This window comes from Roseobacter litoralis Och 149, from assembly GCF_000154785.2.
GTDB classification, from domain to species: Bacteria; Pseudomonadota; Alphaproteobacteria; order Rhodobacterales; family Rhodobacteraceae; genus Roseobacter; species Roseobacter litoralis.
Genome location: NC_015730.1, coordinates 551,288 through 566,955 on the forward strand (window position 1 = coordinate 551,288; position 15,668 = coordinate 566,955).

General features: G+C 57.8%; 20 protein-coding genes. 10 read left to right on the top strand and 10 right to left on the bottom strand.

Annotation, left to right across the window (positions count from 1 at the left end):
- The first annotated feature begins 137 nt into the window (after positions 1–137).
- The 5 genes from ihfB to trpB all read left to right on the top strand — a co-directional run bounded on the left by ihfB (position 138) and on the right by trpB (position 3,095).
- The gene (ihfB, locus tag RLO149_RS02575) at positions 138–422 is read left to right on the top strand and encodes an integration host factor subunit beta (protein WP_013960491.1); all 285 of its coding nucleotides are present in this window, start codon (positions 138–140) and stop codon (positions 420–422) included.
- On the top strand, positions 422–772 hold the full coding sequence (locus RLO149_RS02580) for a lipopolysaccharide assembly protein LapA domain-containing protein (RefSeq protein ID WP_013960492.1): 351 nt from the start codon (positions 422–424) through the stop codon (positions 770–772). Before ihfB ends, RLO149_RS02580 begins: the two co-directional genes overlap by 1 nt.
- A gap of 40 nt (positions 773–812) precedes the next feature.
- Positions 813–1,481, top strand: coding sequence for a phosphoribosylanthranilate isomerase (locus tag RLO149_RS02585; protein ID WP_013960493.1), 669 nt, complete (start codon positions 813–815; stop codon positions 1,479–1,481).
- 93 nt (positions 1,482–1,574) lie between these two features.
- Positions 1,575–1,766: a hypothetical protein gene (locus tag RLO149_RS02590; protein ID WP_013960494.1), complete on the top strand. Its 192-nt coding sequence runs from the start codon at positions 1,575–1,577 to the stop codon at positions 1,764–1,766.
- A 96-nt stretch (positions 1,767–1,862) separates the two neighbouring features.
- Positions 1,863–3,095: a tryptophan synthase subunit beta gene (gene trpB, locus RLO149_RS02595; protein WP_013960495.1), complete on the top strand. Its 1,233-nt coding sequence runs from the start codon at positions 1,863–1,865 to the stop codon at positions 3,093–3,095.
- Here trpB and RLO149_RS02600 read toward each other — a convergent pair.
- From RLO149_RS02600 to RLO149_RS02625, 6 genes are all read right to left on the bottom strand, one after another.
- Positions 3,092–3,721 carry a hypothetical protein gene (locus tag RLO149_RS02600; protein WP_013960496.1) on the bottom strand — a complete coding sequence of 210 codons (630 nt, stop codon included), beginning with the start codon at positions 3,719–3,721 and terminating at the stop codon, positions 3,092–3,094. The two genes, trpB and RLO149_RS02600, sit on opposite strands and share 4 nt — an antisense overlap.
- Before the next feature lie 129 nt (positions 3,722–3,850).
- Positions 3,851–4,222 carry a DUF2237 family protein gene (locus RLO149_RS02605; RefSeq protein WP_013960497.1) on the bottom strand — a complete coding sequence of 124 codons (372 nt, stop codon included), beginning with the start codon at positions 4,220–4,222 and terminating at the stop codon, positions 3,851–3,853.
- Positions 4,209–5,396: a serine hydrolase domain-containing protein gene (locus RLO149_RS02610; RefSeq protein WP_013960498.1), complete on the bottom strand. Its 1,188-nt coding sequence runs from the start codon at positions 5,394–5,396 to the stop codon at positions 4,209–4,211. The genes RLO149_RS02605 and RLO149_RS02610 overlap by 14 nt, the downstream gene beginning before the upstream one ends.
- Positions 5,396–6,433: a DUF2332 domain-containing protein gene (locus tag RLO149_RS02615; protein ID WP_013960499.1), complete on the bottom strand. Its 1,038-nt coding sequence runs from the start codon at positions 6,431–6,433 to the stop codon at positions 5,396–5,398. The genes RLO149_RS02610 and RLO149_RS02615 overlap by 1 nt, the downstream gene beginning before the upstream one ends.
- Entirely contained in the window at positions 6,433–7,134 is a 702-nt protein-coding gene (pth, locus tag RLO149_RS02620) for an aminoacyl-tRNA hydrolase (RefSeq protein ID WP_013960500.1), read from the bottom strand. Before pth ends, RLO149_RS02615 begins: the two co-directional genes overlap by 1 nt.
- 104 nt (positions 7,135–7,238) lie before the next feature.
- Positions 7,239–7,877 (bottom strand): 50S ribosomal protein L25/general stress protein Ctc, encoded by a 639-nt coding sequence (locus tag RLO149_RS02625; protein ID WP_013960501.1) that lies wholly within the window; start codon positions 7,875–7,877, stop codon positions 7,239–7,241.
- A gap of 147 nt (positions 7,878–8,024) precedes the next feature.
- On the opposite strand from RLO149_RS02625, the gene RLO149_RS02630 reads away from it, so the two are divergent.
- Complete coding sequence (locus RLO149_RS02630) at positions 8,025–9,197, top strand: MFS transporter (protein WP_013960502.1); 1,173 nt, start codon at positions 8,025–8,027, stop codon at positions 9,195–9,197.
- A 24-nt stretch (positions 9,198–9,221) separates the two neighbouring features.
- On the opposite strand, the gene RLO149_RS02635 is transcribed toward RLO149_RS02630, so the two are convergent.
- The 3 genes from RLO149_RS02635 to trpA form a co-directional block, all read right to left on the bottom strand.
- Positions 9,222–10,391: an alpha-hydroxy acid oxidase gene (locus RLO149_RS02635; protein ID WP_013960503.1), complete on the bottom strand. Its 1,170-nt coding sequence runs from the start codon at positions 10,389–10,391 to the stop codon at positions 9,222–9,224.
- 92 nt (positions 10,392–10,483) lie between these two features.
- Positions 10,484–11,239, bottom strand: a complete 756-nt coding sequence (locus RLO149_RS02640) for a hypothetical protein (RefSeq protein ID WP_013960504.1) — start codon at positions 11,237–11,239, stop codon at positions 10,484–10,486.
- Positions 11,236–12,027, bottom strand: a complete 792-nt coding sequence (gene trpA / locus RLO149_RS02645) for a tryptophan synthase subunit alpha (RefSeq protein WP_013960505.1) — start codon at positions 12,025–12,027, stop codon at positions 11,236–11,238. Before trpA ends, RLO149_RS02640 begins: the two co-directional genes overlap by 4 nt.
- A gap of 152 nt (positions 12,028–12,179) precedes the next feature.
- Here trpA and RLO149_RS02650 point away from each other — a divergent pair, with 152 nt between their 5' ends.
- Positions 12,180–12,374: a hypothetical protein gene (locus RLO149_RS02650; RefSeq protein ID WP_013960506.1), complete on the top strand. Its 195-nt coding sequence runs from the start codon at positions 12,180–12,182 to the stop codon at positions 12,372–12,374.
- Between the two features lie 66 nt (positions 12,375–12,440).
- Entirely contained in the window at positions 12,441–13,538 is a 1,098-nt protein-coding gene (gene ychF, locus RLO149_RS02655) for a redox-regulated ATPase YchF (protein ID WP_013960507.1), read from the top strand.
- A 120-nt stretch (positions 13,539–13,658) separates the two neighbouring features.
- Here ychF and RLO149_RS02660 read toward each other — a convergent pair whose 3' ends face one another.
- Positions 13,659–14,861, bottom strand: coding sequence for a pyridoxal phosphate-dependent aminotransferase (locus RLO149_RS02660; RefSeq protein WP_013960508.1), 1,203 nt, complete (start codon positions 14,859–14,861; stop codon positions 13,659–13,661).
- A gap of 85 nt (positions 14,862–14,946) precedes the next feature.
- Here RLO149_RS02660 and RLO149_RS02665 point away from each other — a divergent pair, with 85 nt between their 5' ends.
- The gene (locus tag RLO149_RS02665) at positions 14,947–15,354 is read left to right on the top strand and encodes a helix-turn-helix domain-containing protein (RefSeq protein ID WP_013960509.1); all 408 of its coding nucleotides are present in this window, start codon (positions 14,947–14,949) and stop codon (positions 15,352–15,354) included.
- On the top strand, positions 15,338–15,604 hold the full coding sequence (locus tag RLO149_RS02670) for a succinate dehydrogenase assembly factor 2 (RefSeq protein WP_013960510.1): 267 nt from the start codon (positions 15,338–15,340) through the stop codon (positions 15,602–15,604). The genes RLO149_RS02665 and RLO149_RS02670 overlap by 17 nt, the downstream gene beginning before the upstream one ends.
- The last annotated feature ends 64 nt before the right edge of the window (positions 15,605–15,668 follow it).

The following is a 15,668-nucleotide window of genomic DNA, read 5'->3' on the forward strand; positions in this document are numbered from 1 at the left end:
AACGACGCGAATACAGGGCCTTCAGTGACAAAAAACCGCCCACCGTCGCACAGGCTGACTTTCCGTGGCCTCAGAAACTTTCTATAGTTTAGCCAATGCGCTCCAAAGCGCTACACATAATCCCGGGGGGTGTTGCTATGATCCGTTCTGAGCTGATCCAAAAGATAGCTGACGAAAATCCGCATTTGTACCAAAGAGATGTGGAGCGGATTGTGAATACGATATTCGAGGAAGTGACCGATGCCATGGCCCGCGGCGACCGGGTCGAGTTGCGCGGGTTCGGTGCTTTTTCAGTAAAGAAGCGGGATGCGCGTGTCGGACGCAATCCACGGACCGGCGAGACGGTGCATGTAGAAGAAAAACACGTGCCGTTTTTCAAGACGGGCAAACTTCTTCGAGATCGGCTTAACGGGAAATCGTGATGCGTTATATCAAATATGCTCTGATCGCCGTTTTCGGCATCGCCTTGATCGCTATTGCTGTGGCGAACCGTGGCTATGTTTCTATCCAACTGATCCCGAATGAAGTGGCGGGATGGTTTGCGATGAATCCGCAGATTGAGTTGCCGTTGTTCATCATCATCTTTGGCGGGATCATCGTGGGCCTGTTTGTTGGGTTTGTTTGGGAGTGGATGCGTGAATATGCGCAACGCGCAGAAGCAGCGCGACAAGCCCGCGAAATGCGCAGGCTGCAACGTGAAGTAAAACGGCTCAAGGGCGAGAAACACGAAGGCAAGGACGAAGTGATCGCCCTGCTGGAAGAGGCCAGCTGAAGCCCTTGCAGTGCCCCCTTTGGCGTGATCAAACGAGCGTATGAAAAACAGCGTCTCAGTCAAGATTTGCGGCTTATCCTCCGCCGCTGATGTTGCGGCGGCGGCGAAATCAGGCGTCGCTTATGTTGGCTTTGTGTTTTTCGCGAAATCACCACGCAATGTGAGTTTTGAGCAGGCGCGTGCCTTGGCCGTTGACACACCCACCGGTGTGGCGAAGGTCGCCCTGACAGTAAATGCGGATGATGCGTTTCTGGATGCGCTGACGGCGCAGGTTCCTCTGGATATGCTTCAGCTTCATGGGAGCGAAACGCCTGAGCGGGTGTCGCAGGTCAAGACGCGTTATGGTCTGCCGGTGATGAAAGCTTTGGGCGTTTCTGATGCCAGTGATCTGCCCGCAATTGACCAATACAGTGCGGTGGCGGATCAACTGTTGATCGACGCCAAACCCCCGAAAGGCGCCGATCTGCCGGGCGGCAACGGTCTGGCCTTTGACTGGCAGTTGTTGGCGGACCGGAAATACTGGACACGGCCCTGGATGCTGGCCGGGGGGTTGACGGCTGAAAACGTCGCGGATGCGGTTCGGCTAACCCGCGCGCGGCAGGTTGATGTGTCTTCGGGCGTGGAAAGCCAGCCGGGGACAAAAGACGCGCGGCTTTTCGACGCTTTCGTCAAGGCGGCCAACAAACAGAGCATTCCCTCCCTTCTGTGATCCACTTCACAGACCTGCCGCTGGCACTTTGTTAAGAAAGTGTTAGCAGCAGATCATCCGTAGATCTGAATTGCAGATTTGTGGAATAGAAAAGTGAAATTTGTCCTTATCGTCGCTTTTGCCTCTGTTGCTGTGACCGCTATTGGCGTTATTGCCGGGACAAAGACAGATGTGGGTCGTGCCGGGGCCGTCAGTACGCTCCATCTGTCTGAAACCTCCTCCCGAACCGGCAGTATCGCCGATAGCACCACGCCGACCACGCCCTTTCATACAGGCTCGCCCTAAGTAACAGGTCGCTTGTAAACACCGGGCAAAACGCCTTGTTTACCGGCGTCGCGCACGATAGTCAGAAGGCTAGTTCTGCGAACAAAGGTGCGTATCATGGCCAATGATCTTTTCAATTCTTTCATGACGGGTCCGGATGAAAACGGGCGTTTCGGTGATTTCGGGGGACGTTTTGTCTCAGAAACGCTGATGCCGCTGATTCTCGAGTTGGAAGAGCAATACGAAAACGCCAAGACGGATGACAGCTTCTGGGCTGAAATGCATGACCTCTGGACGCATTATGTCGGCCGTCCCAGCCCGCTTTATTATGCTGAACGCCTGACGGAGCATCTGGGTGGTGCCAAAGTCTATATGAAACGTGATGAGTTGAATCACACAGGCGCCCATAAGATCAACAACGTGCTGGGCCAGATCATTCTGGCGCGCCGCATGGGCAAAACGCGGATCATTGCGGAAACGGGCGCGGGTCAGCACGGTGTGGCGACAGCGACAGTTTGCGCAAAATTCGGTCTCAAATGCATCGTGTATATGGGCGCACATGACGTTGAGCGTCAGGCCCCGAATGTGTTCCGCATGCGACTTCTGGGGGCCGAGGTTGTCCCCGTGACCTCGGGTCGGGGCACATTGAAGGATGCGATGAACGACGCCTTGCGCGACTGGGTGACCAATGTCCGCGACACGTTCTATTGCATTGGCACTGTTGCCGGCCCGCACCCTTACCCCGCCATGGTGCGGGATTTCCAAGCGATCATCGGCAAGGAAGTGCGTGAGCAAATGACTGCCGCCGAAGGCCGGTTCCCGGATACATTGATCGCGGCGATTGGCGGTGGGTCGAACGCCATGGGTCTGTTCTATCCGTTTCTGGACGACAAGGAGGTTGGCATCATCGGCGTCGAAGCAGGCGGCAAAGGTGTAAATGCCAAGATGGAGCATTGCGCATCGCTGACAGGCGGGCGACCCGGCGTTCTGCATGGCAACCGGACGTATCTGTTGCAGGATGACGACGGTCAGATCCTCGAAGGGTTCTCAATTTCAGCGGGCCTCGATTATCCGGGGATCGGGCCGGAACATGCATGGCTGCATGACATCGGGCGCGCGCAATATGTGTCGATCACAGATGTCGAAGCGCTTGAGGCGTTCCAATTATGCTGCGAACTGGAAGGTATTATTCCCGCGCTGGAACCCAGTCATGCGCTGGCCCATGTGATGAAAATCGCACCTGAATTGCCGTCGGATCACATAATCTGCATGAACATGTGCGGGCGTGGCGACAAGGATATCTTTACCGTCGCCAAAGCGCTGGGGTTCGAGATGGGCGAATTTGCTTAACGTCCTTCAAATATGTCGACAACCTTGCATTCAACATAGCCGTTACGTCTTGCCCAGTCGCGCTGTTTGGCGTTCAGGTCTGCAAGAACACCCTTAGTTGAGGCCTCGCATTGGAGCAAAGCGGTTGCGAGCGCCTCAGAACGTTCATCGAAACTCCAACTGTAGCCCCAGCTCCCGACGCGGGATATGGCGAATGCGCCGTACTTGCCAGCTTTTTGTTGACCTCTGTATTCCGTCTTGAAATCCTTGCTACCCTCTTGGCTTAACCCATTGGAAAAACCGTCGTTTGGAGATGTGCCCCTTGGATAAGACAAGGCTGCAAGTGTGCAATTGCCTTTTCCACCAGAGCCTAGTTCACAATCGGCTCTAGCGGCTTGACGCGCGTCCGACAGGTTGTGCAGCCCCCAGACCCAATATGACAAATCTGTGGTTGTGTTTGTGTACATCGCACCGAAATAATTAGCTTCGCCCCGAAATTGTCGGTACGCAGTTTTCGCTTTTTTGCTCATTTCGACCCCGCTGACAGCACCAAACGCGGTTTGTTTCCCATAGTTCGTCGGTTCAGCAGCAACGGGATTTGACGTTAAAAAAGCCAGTGCAGCTGCTGCAATAAATTTGTTTTTCATCTTAAGTCCTACTTGGAGCGTCGTGGTATGGTCAGGCTAACACCACATTGCCAACTGTCCAATTGATAGCGAAACACGAACGCAAAAAAGCCGATGCCCAAAGCTCAGATTTGGGACGTAAGCAAGAGACTATGCCGACGCATATTTCTCCAGCACGTCCAGCGGTACGATTTCCAGCGCCCTTTTGTGCGTCGCCTCCAGACTGACCTGTGGTGCGCAGCCCTCAGCGTGGGCTTGTAAAAACCGGCTCGCACAGAGGCACCATGTATCACCGGGGTTGAGACCGACAAATCCGTACTCGGGGCGCGGTGTGCTCAGATCGTTGCCGAGGTATTTGGAGAACGCCAGAAACTCCGCCGTCATCACGGCGCAGACGGTGTGGCTGCCCTGATCGGCAGCACAGGTATTGCAATACCCGTCGCGAAAGAAACCCGTGACCGGGTCGGTGCCACAGATCACGAGCGGCTCGCCCAATACGTTGATGCTATCATCTTTTTCCATTTGCATCTCCTTGCACACGATCGGCTATCTTACGAAACAGCGCGATGTTCTGCCGCTGCACATCTGCGTTGCGAAACTCGCCATCCGCCGCCGTCAGCGCGATCACCACGCCGCGTTCCTCATTGATGTAGAGGTATTGGCCATAAATGCCACGTCCCATGTATTCACGGGGCCTTGCGTCGTGCGGCATCCACCATTGATAGCCATAGCCGTATTCATCTGGACCGGTTGGCGCAGAGGCGGTGGTTGACGCGATCACCCAGTCTTTCGGGACGATTTGCTGTTCGTTCCAGCGTCCATGCTGTGCCATCATCTGACCAAAGCGCGCATAGTCGCGGGTCATCATGTTCAACCCGCCCAAAGCAAATGCCACGCCCGCGCCATCCGTCAGATAAAAGGGCGTGCTTTCCAGACCCAGCGGCGTGATGATATGCGCGCCCATCAAGTCGACCAAGGATCGCCCCGTTGCACCGCGGATGACCATGCCCAGCACATGCGTGTCAATCGACACATATTGCCAGTCACTGCCGGGGGTCGTGAAGGTTTCGGTGAGGCCTGCGGCAAAATCATCCATCAACCCGCCCAAGGCCAACACACGCCCCATGCGATTAATGTCAGCATCGTAGTCGGTGTAGTCTTCGTCAAAACTGATGCCGGTTGCCATGTTAAGCACGTTGCGCACCGTGGCACCGTCGTAGGCGCCGCCTTTCAGGCGCGGCGCATAGCGCGTCACCGGATCATCGAGAGATGCGATGGACCCTTGCGCCAAAACGATGCCGGTCAGGGCCGAGATATAACTTTTGGCCAGCGACCAGCTGATGCGCCTGTCTTCTGGTTTGGTGCCGAGGTGATAGCTTTCATGGACCAGCTGCCCATTGCTCAGCACCACCAATGATGTGACCTTGCGCGCGGCGAGCCATGCCGCTGTGCCATCGGACAGGGTCATTTTCGGGCCAGCGGGCAGGGCAGAGGGCGGCGTCTGCGTGTTCCCCACAGGTACATGCAGAAATGCCGCATCCATCGTGCTGAAATTCCGGACGATGCGGTCTGGCTCAAACAGGCTGTTGACCGCCATCAGGCGTTTGATTTCCTCGCCTTTCCAAAGGCCTATGACGAGTGCCGCGCAGAAGGCGGCGAGCAAGATGCGCCCCAGCCATTTTCCAAAGCGGCGCATCAGGTCATGCCAGCCCATTTGACCCATCGGCCATGAAAATCTGCGCGCCCAAGGTGCAGCGTTTTGTCGCCCGGCCATAGCCTGAGTGTCAGCGCAGCCCCCAATGCACCTTTCGTGTCGCCATCGGTTTCCAGTGAAAGCCAGGCAAGGGGCCGCGTTTGCGTGGCCCGTGCACCTGCCGCTTCGATCAGGGCGCGGCCGCGGGTCTGCGCGTCGCTGGGGAAGTATTGCCAAGCGACGGTGTGCTGGATCAGGTGCATGTGCTGGTCTGGCGCGTTCGTCAGACGGTGTTCCAGCCAGTCGATGGCATCACTGCGCTCAATCTCTGTGCAGGCAACAGAGGCGGCTGCTTTAGTCAAGGCCAGCCGCTCAGGTTGGTCGGGCCATAGAAATGCGGTCAGACGTAGCAGGTCCGCAGGGTCGCTGGGGTCGAGCGGGTTGAGGTCAACGCCTGCCCGTTGCGCAATCCTCGGCAAGCGTTGCGGGGGCATCGGCCCGTTCCAATCCGGACTTAGGGTAAGTGCGGGCGCTTGCACGCCGAAACTCCCCTCCGGCAGCGCCACATCAAAGTGGTCCCACATGAGGTTCAGCCCCGCACTCGCGCCGAGCTCGGACAGGTAGACCGGCAGATCAAAATACGTCGCAGCTACCGCCGCGCCGGGCATCAGCGCAGCGGAGCGACGCACCTCATTGGTTTGCGGCGGGCTTTGCACCCAATCGAGCAGAAAGACCTCGTGGGTATGCAGCGCTTCCAGAACCGTGTCACGCAACAGCGCATCTTCGCTCTGGTTCGGGGGATAGACCCGCGTCAGCGCAGGTGCGAGGTCACTCAGCACCAGCGCATGCAAGCCGCCCGCAATGCGCAGCGGCAGGGAGGCACCCGATGGGCCAATATCCCCGCTGAAGGTCGCAAAATACTGACCCAATCGGCTGTTGGCGGGCCAGTAATCCGCCAGAATGCCCAACAGTTGCCCCATAAAAGGAGAGCCAAGACGCGTGCAACTGATTGCCTGATCGCGGAACGCCTCCTGCAGCATCACCTGAAGCGTTCCATCAGCTTTTGCAGTGCAGAACGCGTATCGGGTTCGGGCTCTGCCTTGGTTTTTGTCGCCTGCTGTTTTGTGGGCGCGGGTGGTTTGTCCTTGCCCTTTTGTCCGGTGCCGGAGCGGGGCGGCGACACGCGCAGCGCAACCGCGTTACTGAATTTTGCAGCCTCTGTGGCGGCAAGAAAGGGCGCACCATCGCTGACACCGCGCAGGACATCATCCAGCCAATTCTGATCCGCTTTGGCAAAATCATGCAATACATAGCCGGGTACGCGGTCTTTGTGTCCCGGATGTCCAACGCCCAGCCGGACGCGCGCGTATTCAGGCCCGATATGCGCATGGATCGAACGCAGCCCGTTGTGACCTGCATGCCCGCCACCAACCTTGTGTTTCACTTTGCCCGGCGCAAGATCGATCTCATCATGCAGAACAATCACATCCTTCGGTTCAAGTTTGTAAAAGCGCATCGCCGCCTGAACGGACTGGCCAGAGTTGTTCATAAACGTCAGCGGTTTCAGCAGGATCGCGCGGTCACTGCCAAAGCGCCCCTCGCTGATACTGCCCTGATGTTTGTCCTTCCACGCAGTAAACCCGTGGTCCGCTGCGATGCGGTCCAACGCCATAAACCCGATGTTATGCCTGTGTCCGGCGTATTTGGGGCCCGGATTGCCCAACCCAACGATCAGTTTCACGCGACGGTTTCCTCCATATTGCGATGCAGCATAGCCGAGCATGTCCCGAAACGAAATACGGGGCCGCAAAGGGCCCCGCATCGGTTATCGCATTGAAAGGCGACTTACTCTTCTGTTGTCTCGACAGCTTCTTCTGCGCCGTCCTCTTCGTCTTCGTCATCAGATGACACAAGACCCGCAGGTGCGGAAAGCTGAGCAATCACAAAATCACGGTCAATCGTCGGCTTGGCACCTTCGGGGAGGTTCACCGAAGAAATCGTGATGTTGTCGCCAATCTCCATCTCGGAGATGTCGATCGTGATGTGATCAGGGATATCGCCTGCGGTCACGATCAATTCGACCTCTGGTCGGATCAACGTCAACACGCCGCCTTTTTTCAGACCCGGTGCCTCTTCTTCGCCGTCTACTTCGACTGCAATAAACAGGTTGATCTGAGTTGTACGCTTAAGACGCATGAAATCGATGTGCGTTGGCAAGTCTTTGACCACATGACGTTGCACGTCGCGGCAGATCACACGCACGTCGTCGTGACCTTCGACTTTCATGTTGAAAAGGGTCGATTTGAAACGCCCTTCACGCAGCTTTTTGATCAGCACGTTAAACGGAATGTTGATCGGTAAAGGGTCGACATCACCACCAAAAACGATACCAGGAACCATGCCGTCGCGGCGTGCCTGACGAGCGGCGCCCTTGCCTGTCCCCGTCCGTTCCTGAGCGACAAGATCCGGAATTTCTCCAGCCATTGATACTCTCCAATATATAAGGGTGGGGCTCCTCCAAGGCTGTAGCCCCACGTGAAGTCGCGCGTATAGACCGGTTTATCTGTCATGGAAAGCGGTTTTTGCGCAAAGGCGGCTTGTTGCAATTGCAGCGGCGTGTCAGGGAAAAGCATGGGATTTTTGCATGACCTCTGGTTATCGCGCAGACCGCTGACGGGGTTCGCTCTGATGGCCGCGGCCTGGGCAGCGTTTTTTGCGCAGATGCCTGTAATCAAGGCGGCCATTGATGCCTCTGACGGGGCCTATGGTGCTTTGCTTTTGGTGGCGTCTTTGGCCGCCGTGACCGCGATGTGGCTGGCCCCATTTGCGGATCGCGTTGCGGGGCGATGGGCTTTGTCCTGTGCGTCAGTGCTGGTTGCCGTCGGGATGCTGGGCGCGGGGGTGGCAACCGAATGGATACTGTTTACCCTCATGATGGTCGTCGCCTCCATCGCCGCTGGTGTTGTCGATGTCCTTGCAAACGTACGCATTGCCGAAGCCGAAGAGGTGTCAGGCCGACCCCTGATGAACCTCAATCATGCGATCTATTCCTTTGCTTATGGGGCTGCGGCGATGGCGACCGGGGCGTTTCGCGAATTGCACTGGACGCCGTTTGAGATATTCGCGCTGCTGTGCGGTGTGACGATCGCTCTGGCATGGATCATGGTCGAACCGGCGTCAAAGCCCCGACCGGTTCCCGCCGCTGCTGCACGGGCGTCGGTATCCGTGGCGCGTCTGTTGACCGTTTTGGGCGGTTTTGTGGTGCTGGTGGCCTTTCTGGTCGAAGCCAGCGCCGAAGGGTGGTCCGCGCTGCATCTTGAACGCACGCTGGGGGGCGATCCGTCAGAGGGGGCGTTGGGCCCTGCCATTCTTGGGCTGACCATGGGGGTTGGTCGCCTAGCGGGGCATTTCATGTCGCATCATATGCCTGAACTCAAACTGATGGGCATCGCGGCGCTGGTTTCGGCTTTTGGGCTGTGCGTTGCCGGTGTCGCGCCGTCCCTGATGATTGCCTATCTGGGCTTTGGTCTGGCGGGGCTGGGGGTGTCGGTCATCGCCCCCCTTGCCCTCGCGCTGATCGGCAGAACGGTGGCCCCCGAGGCGCGGCTCGACGCGATCAGCCGCGTGTCCGTCATGGGGTACGGGGCCTATTTCTTTGGACCGCCCTTGATGGGGTTCACCTCGGAGGCCTTCGGGCTGCGGGCGGGGTTCATCCTCGTGGCCTGCATCATGGTGGTCACGGCACTCGTGCTCTTGCCCGCCCTGGGGCGCAGTGCCGCCGCACACCCGGTCAGGGATGCCTGAGGCCCCCTGCAGGTCATCGGCGTTTTAAGGCGACTGCCACTGCCCCTCGAAATCCTTTGGGACCAAAAGGTTATGCCGCCCAAGGTCAGCGACATTGGTCTCCCCACACAGCGCCATGGTGGTGTCCAGTTCCTTGTGGATAATCTCCAACGCCTTGGTGACGCCGGGACCACCCATCGCCCCCAGCCCGTGCACAAAGGCGCGGCCGATGTAGGTGCCCTTTGCCCCCAGCGCCAAGGCTTTCAGCACGTCCTGACCAGAGCGGATGCCGCCATCCATATGCACCTCGACCTTGTCGCCAACCGCGTCCAGAATCGCCGGAAGCGCCCGGATCGACGACAGTGCCCCATCCAATTGTCGCCCGCCGTGGTTTGACACGATGATTGCATCCGCACCGACATTGAGCGCCATCTTGGCGTCCTCAGCGTCCAGAATACCCTTGAGGATCAGCGGCCCGCCCCACATTTTCTTGATCTCCTTGACCTCGTCCCAGTTCAGTTTGGGATCAAAACTTTCGGCAGCCCAGATCGACAGAGACGACATGTCGCTGATACCGTCGATATGGCCCACGATGTTGCCGAACTGGCGGCGCTTGGTTTTCGCCATGGCCGCGATCCAGCGCCATTTCGTTGCAAGGTCGATCAGGTTCGGCACGGTCGGTCTGATCGGAATGCTCAGCCCGTTCTTAATGTCCTTGTGGCGCTGCCCGAGGATTTGCAGATCAAGCGTCAGAACCAGCGCCGAGCATTTCGCGTCCTTGGCACGCTGGATGACCCGCTCCACAAAGCGTTTGTCCTTCATTGCATAAAGCTGGAACCAAAACGGTTTGCTGGTGTTGGCGGCGACATCCTCAATGGAACAGATCGACATCGTTGACAGCGTGAAGGGCACGCCAAAGGCTTCAGCGGCTTGTGCTGCGAGGATTTCGCCATCCGCATGCTGCATACCGGTTGAGCCGACCGGCGCCAGAGCCACCGGCATGGAGACATCCTCGCCAATCATCTGGCCCGCGGTGCTGCGCCCGGTCATATCCACGGCAACCCGCTGCCTGAGGCGGATTTTCTCAAAATCAGTGGTGTTTTCATGGAACGTCTGTTCCGTCCAACTGCCGCTTTCCGCGTAGTCGTAGAACATCCGGGGCACACGCCGTTCGTGCAGGTCTTTCAGGTCTTGTATGGTGGTGATCGTCGGCATGGTGTCCCCTCGTATTGGTCACATTTCGTTACCAATCGGGCTTGCAAAGATCAATCGCTTAACGCTTTGGGTCTTCGCCGGGCCTGCCGCGATCAGGAGAGATCAGGTGCGGTTCCCGTCTGACCCGGCGCGCGCGGGTCTTCGCCCTCAGTTTCCGTATAGGCAAGACTGAGGGCGGCGGCGGTCAGGTAAATCGCGAAAATGCCGACAAGTTCGAATGGGATTTGCAAGGCCGCGTCGATGCCCGGGTTCCCCGTTTCCGGCAGAAGCCAAAGCAGAAGGCCGTTGCCTATTACAGAAAACAGGACGTTTCCGCCCCACAACCGCCCCAGCGTCGGCCAGAAACGCCGACGCCCGCGATGCCATGCGGCACTCAGGCCCACATTTCCCCCGATTGCCGCGGCGGGCAGCGTGGTGCCAAAGGCTGCCAGAAAGGGCAGGGCGAACACAACGGTCACAGCAGAGGAGACAATGATAAGGCCCATTGCTTGATCCGAGGTGATTGCGTCACTCGGCGCATAGACGAGAGATTTCTGAGCAAAATAGAGACCAATCCAGACCCCTGCGCAAAATACCCACCAGATAAACATGCGCCACAAGAAGGGCCACAGTTTCACAGCTGGCGTGCTCTGTGGTGGCTTCCTGAATGAACCCCGCCAGCTGTGCGTTTCACCCAGCAGGATGGCGCGGTGCGCGTAAAAAGCGACGAGAGCGAAAGCGATCAGAGATCCTGCCAGAGATGTGTCGGGCAGGAACTGTTTCGCGAGTGCCAGTATGACGCTGATTGTAATCGCGACCGGGAAGGTCCCGGCAAAGGCCTTGGTCGCGATCCGGTAGGTTTTAATCACACGCTGTGGGCGCCGTCAGACAGAGTTTTGACGAAGGTCAGAACATCCGAAACGCTGTCGCCTGCGCCGATTTTTCCGACAATGGCTGATCCCACGACCACGCCGTCGGCTACCTCTGCGATGGCTTTGGATTTTTCAGGGGTGTTCACGCCGAAACCGACGATAACGGGCAGGGCGGCGGCGGATTTGATCCGCGCCACTTCGGGGCCGACATCGACCGCTTGCGCTTCGGCAGCGCCGGTGATGCCTGTGATCGACACGTAGTAGACAAAACCGGAGGTGTTTTGCAGAACACGCGGCAGCCGTTTTTCATCGGTGGTGGGCGTTGCGAGGCGGATGAAATTCAGACCAGCGGCTTGCGCGGGCAGACACAATTCGCTGTCTTCCTCGGGGGGAAGGTCCACCACGATCAGACCATCAATGCCTGCGTCCTTGGCCTCGGCCAGAAAGCTCTCTACGCCGCGGCTGTAGATCGGGTTGTAGTAGCCCATCATGACGATGGGGGTTGTCTGGTCGTCTTCGCGAAAAGCGCGGGCGAGATTCAGCGTCTTTTGCAGCGTCATTCCAGCTTCAAGCGCGCGCTGACCGGCCAGTTGGATCGTCGGCCCGTCCGCCATCGGATCGGTGAAGGGCAGGCCCAGTTCGATCACATCCACACCCGCCGCAGGCAACCCTTTGACGATTTCCAACGACGTCTCATAGTCCGGATCGCCAGCCATTACGTAAGCCACAAAGGCTTTTTTGCCGTCTTTAGCAAGTTGGGCGAATTTTTCGTCAATACGGGTCATGGCGGCACCTTTCAGCAGTTCCGCTTCACATGCCTAAAACTGCCGGGGAAATCAATGCATCAAAGGCCGCACATGCTCGGTCTTGGCCGGAGGGAGAGGTTTGGAAGATATTTCCCCTCGAAAACCGAAACAGATGCCATTATCTTGACGTCATGAACTATATCCTTGCCATTCTTTTACCTCCGCTTTCCATTTTGCTGACGGGTCGCCCGATACTGGCGATCATCGTTTTCGTGATCTGGATACCCGCGCTGATCTTTTCAGGCGGACTGACCCATCCGATGTTCATCATTCTGGCTTGGGCGTTGATCTTTCATGCGCGCGAAGACCGCAGGCAGCGGTTCTGACCGCAAGACCTTGTGTCGGACGCACAATCGCTCTAGGTGAAGCGCGATTGATCAGAGGACGCGAACATGGGTTTCAAAATGGGCATTGTGGGTCTGCCGAATGTCGGCAAATCCACACTTTTCAACGCGCTGACACGTACGGCGGCGGCGCAGGCTGCGAATTTTCCGTTTTGCACGATTGAACCCAATGTGGGTGAGGTTGCCGTGCCGGATGTGCGGCTCGACAAATTGGCCGATATTGCCAAATCGAAACAGATCATTCCGACGCGGATGACCTTTGTGGACATTGCGGGTCTGGTCAAAGGCGCGTCCAAAGGCGAGGGCCTTGGCAACCAGTTTCTGGCCAACATTCGCGAAGTGGACTCGATTGCACACGTACTGCGGTGCTTTGAGGATGGCGATGTCACCCACGTCGAAGGGCGCGTCGATCCGGTTGCGGATGCGGAAACAATTGAGACCGAGTTGATGCTGGCAGATCTTGAGAGCATCGAAAAACGCTTGCAGAATATCATTCGCAAAGTGCGTGGTGGCGACAAGGAAGCCGTGCAGCAGCAACGCCTGATGGAGGCTGCGAAGAGCGCTTTGGAGGATGGTCGCCCGGCCCGTGTCATTGACGTGGATGCCGAGGACCGCAAAGCGTGGAACATGCTGCAACTGCTAACCAGCAAACCCGTTCTTTTTGTGTGCAACGTGGGCGAGGCCGAGGCCGCGACGGGCAATGCGCACTCAGCCAAGGTGGCTGAGATGGCGGCGGCGCAGGGCAATTCCCATGTGGTGATTTCGGCCCAGATCGAGGAAGAAATCAGCCAGTTGGAACCTGATGAGGCAGAGATGTTCCTTGATGAAATGGGTCTGTCAGAGGCGGGGTTGGACCGTTTGATCCAAGCCGGATATAAGCTTTTGCACCTTGAAACCTATTTCACCGTGGGTCCCAAAGAGGCGCGCGCCTGGACCATTCCGCAAGGCACGACGGCCCCGAAAGCGGCGGGTGTCATTCACGGAGATTTCGAAAAGGGCTTCATCCGCGCCGAAACCATCGCCTATGATGATTTCGTCTCACTTGGTGGCGAGTCTGCGGCGAAAGAGGCGGGCAAAATGCGCGCCGAGGGCAAGGCCTATGTCGTCAAGGATGGCGACGTACTGCATTTCCTGTTCAACACCTGACAGATCATGGGCGCGCGTCGCACCGCGCTGGCACATCATTCACGGATCAACACCACGATGCGTGCGCTGCCCCCAGCGGTTGCCGTGGCGGGGCACTTTCGCGCCACCGCCTGATCGTGTTCACGTGAGCTTTGCGCAGAATGTCTGAATGCGACTGCAGGCTTCGGTCAGGGCCGCATCCGAGGTCGCATAGCTGACCCGGAAGTTCGGCGAGAGGCCAAAGGCCGCGCCAAAGACCACCGCCACGCCGGTTTCTTCGAGGAGCGCCGTGGCAAAGGCTTCATCCGTGTCGATCAATGTGCCCGCGGCCGAGGTTTTGCCGATCAGACCCGCAATTGATGGGTAGACATAAAACGCGCCATCGGGCACCGGGCAGCGGATTCCTTCGGCCTCGTTCAGCATTTTCACCACCAGATCGCGGCGACGCGCGAACATCTCATTGTTGGGCGCGATGAAATCCTGCGTACCGTTCAGCGCCTCCACCGCAGCCCACTGGCTGACCGAGCAGGGGTTGGAGGTGGATTGCGACTGTACCTTGCGCATGGCGCTGATCAACTGCTCCGGCCCTGCGGCGTAGCCGATCCGCCATCCCGTCATGGCATAGGCCTTGGAGACCCCGTTCACCGTCAGCGTGCGGTCATACAGCCGCGGTTCGACCTGCGCCGGGGTGCAGAATTTGAAATCGTCATAGACGAGGTGCTCATACATATCGTCAGTCAACACCCAGACATGGGGGTGACGCATCAACACATCCGTCAGCGCCTTGAGTTCCTCCCAAGTATAGCCCGCGCCGGTCGGGTTTGAGGGCGAGTTAAAGATCAGCCATTTGGTTTTATCCGTTATCACCGCCTCAAGCTGATCCGCTGTCAGCTTGAACCCGGTTTGCAGCGAGGCTTCAGCGATGACGGGTTCACCGCCCGCCAGCAGCACCATATCGGGATAGCTGACCCAATAGGGGGCAGGGATCACGACCTCGTCGCCTTCGTTCAGCGTGGCCATCAGCGCATTGTAGAGGATTTGTTTGCCACCGGTGCCGACACTGACCTGTGACGGGGTGTAGCTGAGGCCATTATCGCGTTGCAATTTGTCGCAGATGGCCTGTTTCAGCTCGGGAATGCCGTCAACAGCCGTGTATTTTGTTTTCCCGGCTGTTATGGCTGCCACCGCGGCGTCTTTGATGTTCTGCGGTGTGTCAAAATCAGGCTCGCCTGCGCCAAGGCCGATGATATCGCGGCCCGCGGCCTTCAGTTCGGCCGCTTTGGTGGTAACAGCAATCGTCGGAGACGGTTTGACGCGTGCGAGCGTCGTAGACAGGAATTCCATGGGGGCCTCGGTTTGATACAACTCAGGCGTTCTTAGGGGGCGGCAGGCTTCCGATCAAGCGCGATAGCGCGCAGGAGAATACAAAATGGACGATTTTAAAGACTGGTACGGGCCTGAAACAGCGACTTTCGGGGACAGATTGGCGGCAGCTCGCGAAACATCTGAAATGACGCAGGCGGAACTCGCGCGGCGTCTGGGCGTGCGTGTCGCAACTTTGCGGTCGTGGGAAAATGACCTGAGCGAGCCGCGCGCGAACCGCTTGTCGATGATGGCGGGCTTGTTGAATGTGTCCATGATGTGGCTGATCAACGGGCAGGGCGAAGGGCTCGACGCGCCGATGGAGGAACGGACTTTGCCAGCCTCCGCGAGCGAAGTTCTGAACGAGATGCGCGAATTGCGGACCGATATGATGGCACGGGTGGAACAGATGGGGCGTCTGGAAAAGAAACTGCGCCTTGCGTTGCGGGACGGTGTAGATGACCGAACTGCATGAACATCGTATCAAACGGCTGAAAATGCGATCCATGCGGCGCGGGATCAAAGAGATGGACCTGATCCTGCAGCATTTTGCCGAGCGAAAGTTGGAGGGTATGGATGACGCGGGCCTGACCCATTACGACGCCATGCTCAATGAAAACGACCATGACTTGTACCAGTGGGTTACCGGTCAGATTGCACCACCCGAACCCTATGTTGCCTTGATTGAGGCCATCAAAAACGATTTGCCCGGACACTGCGTGTAGCACGCAGCGCGACAAGCTTCCGGTCGATTGATGCGGCCTTGCATCTCAGGTTTGCCGGAGGTCC

Coding starts and splice junctions, on each gene's coding strand:
- RLO149_RS02665 (WP_013960509.1), top strand. CDS start 14,947: ATGGACGATTTTAAAGACTGGTACGGGCCTGAAACAGCGACTTTCGGG.
- ychF (WP_013960507.1), top strand. CDS start 12,441: ATGGGTTTCAAAATGGGCATTGTGGGTCTGCCGAATGTCGGCAAATCC.
- ihfB (WP_013960491.1), top strand. CDS start 138: ATGATCCGTTCTGAGCTGATCCAAAAGATAGCTGACGAAAATCCGCAT.
- RLO149_RS02630 (WP_013960502.1), top strand. CDS start 8,025: ATGGGATTTTTGCATGACCTCTGGTTATCGCGCAGACCGCTGACGGGG.
- RLO149_RS02660 (WP_013960508.1), bottom strand. CDS start 14,861: ATGGAATTCCTGTCTACGACGCTCGCACGCGTCAAACCGTCTCCGACG.
- RLO149_RS02585 (WP_013960493.1), top strand. CDS start 813: ATGAAAAACAGCGTCTCAGTCAAGATTTGCGGCTTATCCTCCGCCGCT.
- RLO149_RS02625 (WP_013960501.1), bottom strand. CDS start 7,877: ATGGCTGGAGAAATTCCGGATCTTGTCGCTCAGGAACGGACGGGGACA.
- RLO149_RS02650 (WP_013960506.1), top strand. CDS start 12,180: ATGAACTATATCCTTGCCATTCTTTTACCTCCGCTTTCCATTTTGCTG.
- RLO149_RS02670 (WP_013960510.1), top strand. CDS start 15,338: ATGACCGAACTGCATGAACATCGTATCAAACGGCTGAAAATGCGATCC.
- RLO149_RS02635 (WP_013960503.1), bottom strand. CDS start 10,391: ATGCCGACGATCACCACCATACAAGACCTGAAAGACCTGCACGAACGG.
- RLO149_RS02600 (WP_013960496.1), bottom strand. CDS start 3,721: ATGAAAAACAAATTTATTGCAGCAGCTGCACTGGCTTTTTTAACGTCA.
- trpA (WP_013960505.1), bottom strand. CDS start 12,027: ATGACCCGTATTGACGAAAAATTCGCCCAACTTGCTAAAGACGGCAAA.
- RLO149_RS02605 (WP_013960497.1), bottom strand. CDS start 4,222: ATGGAAAAAGATGATAGCATCAACGTATTGGGCGAGCCGCTCGTGATC.
- RLO149_RS02580 (WP_013960492.1), top strand. CDS start 422: ATGCGTTATATCAAATATGCTCTGATCGCCGTTTTCGGCATCGCCTTG.
- trpB (WP_013960495.1), top strand. CDS start 1,863: ATGGCCAATGATCTTTTCAATTCTTTCATGACGGGTCCGGATGAAAAC.
- RLO149_RS02610 (WP_013960498.1), bottom strand. CDS start 5,396: ATGCGCCGCTTTGGAAAATGGCTGGGGCGCATCTTGCTCGCCGCCTTC.
- RLO149_RS02615 (WP_013960499.1), bottom strand. CDS start 6,433: ATGCTGCAGGAGGCGTTCCGCGATCAGGCAATCAGTTGCACGCGTCTT.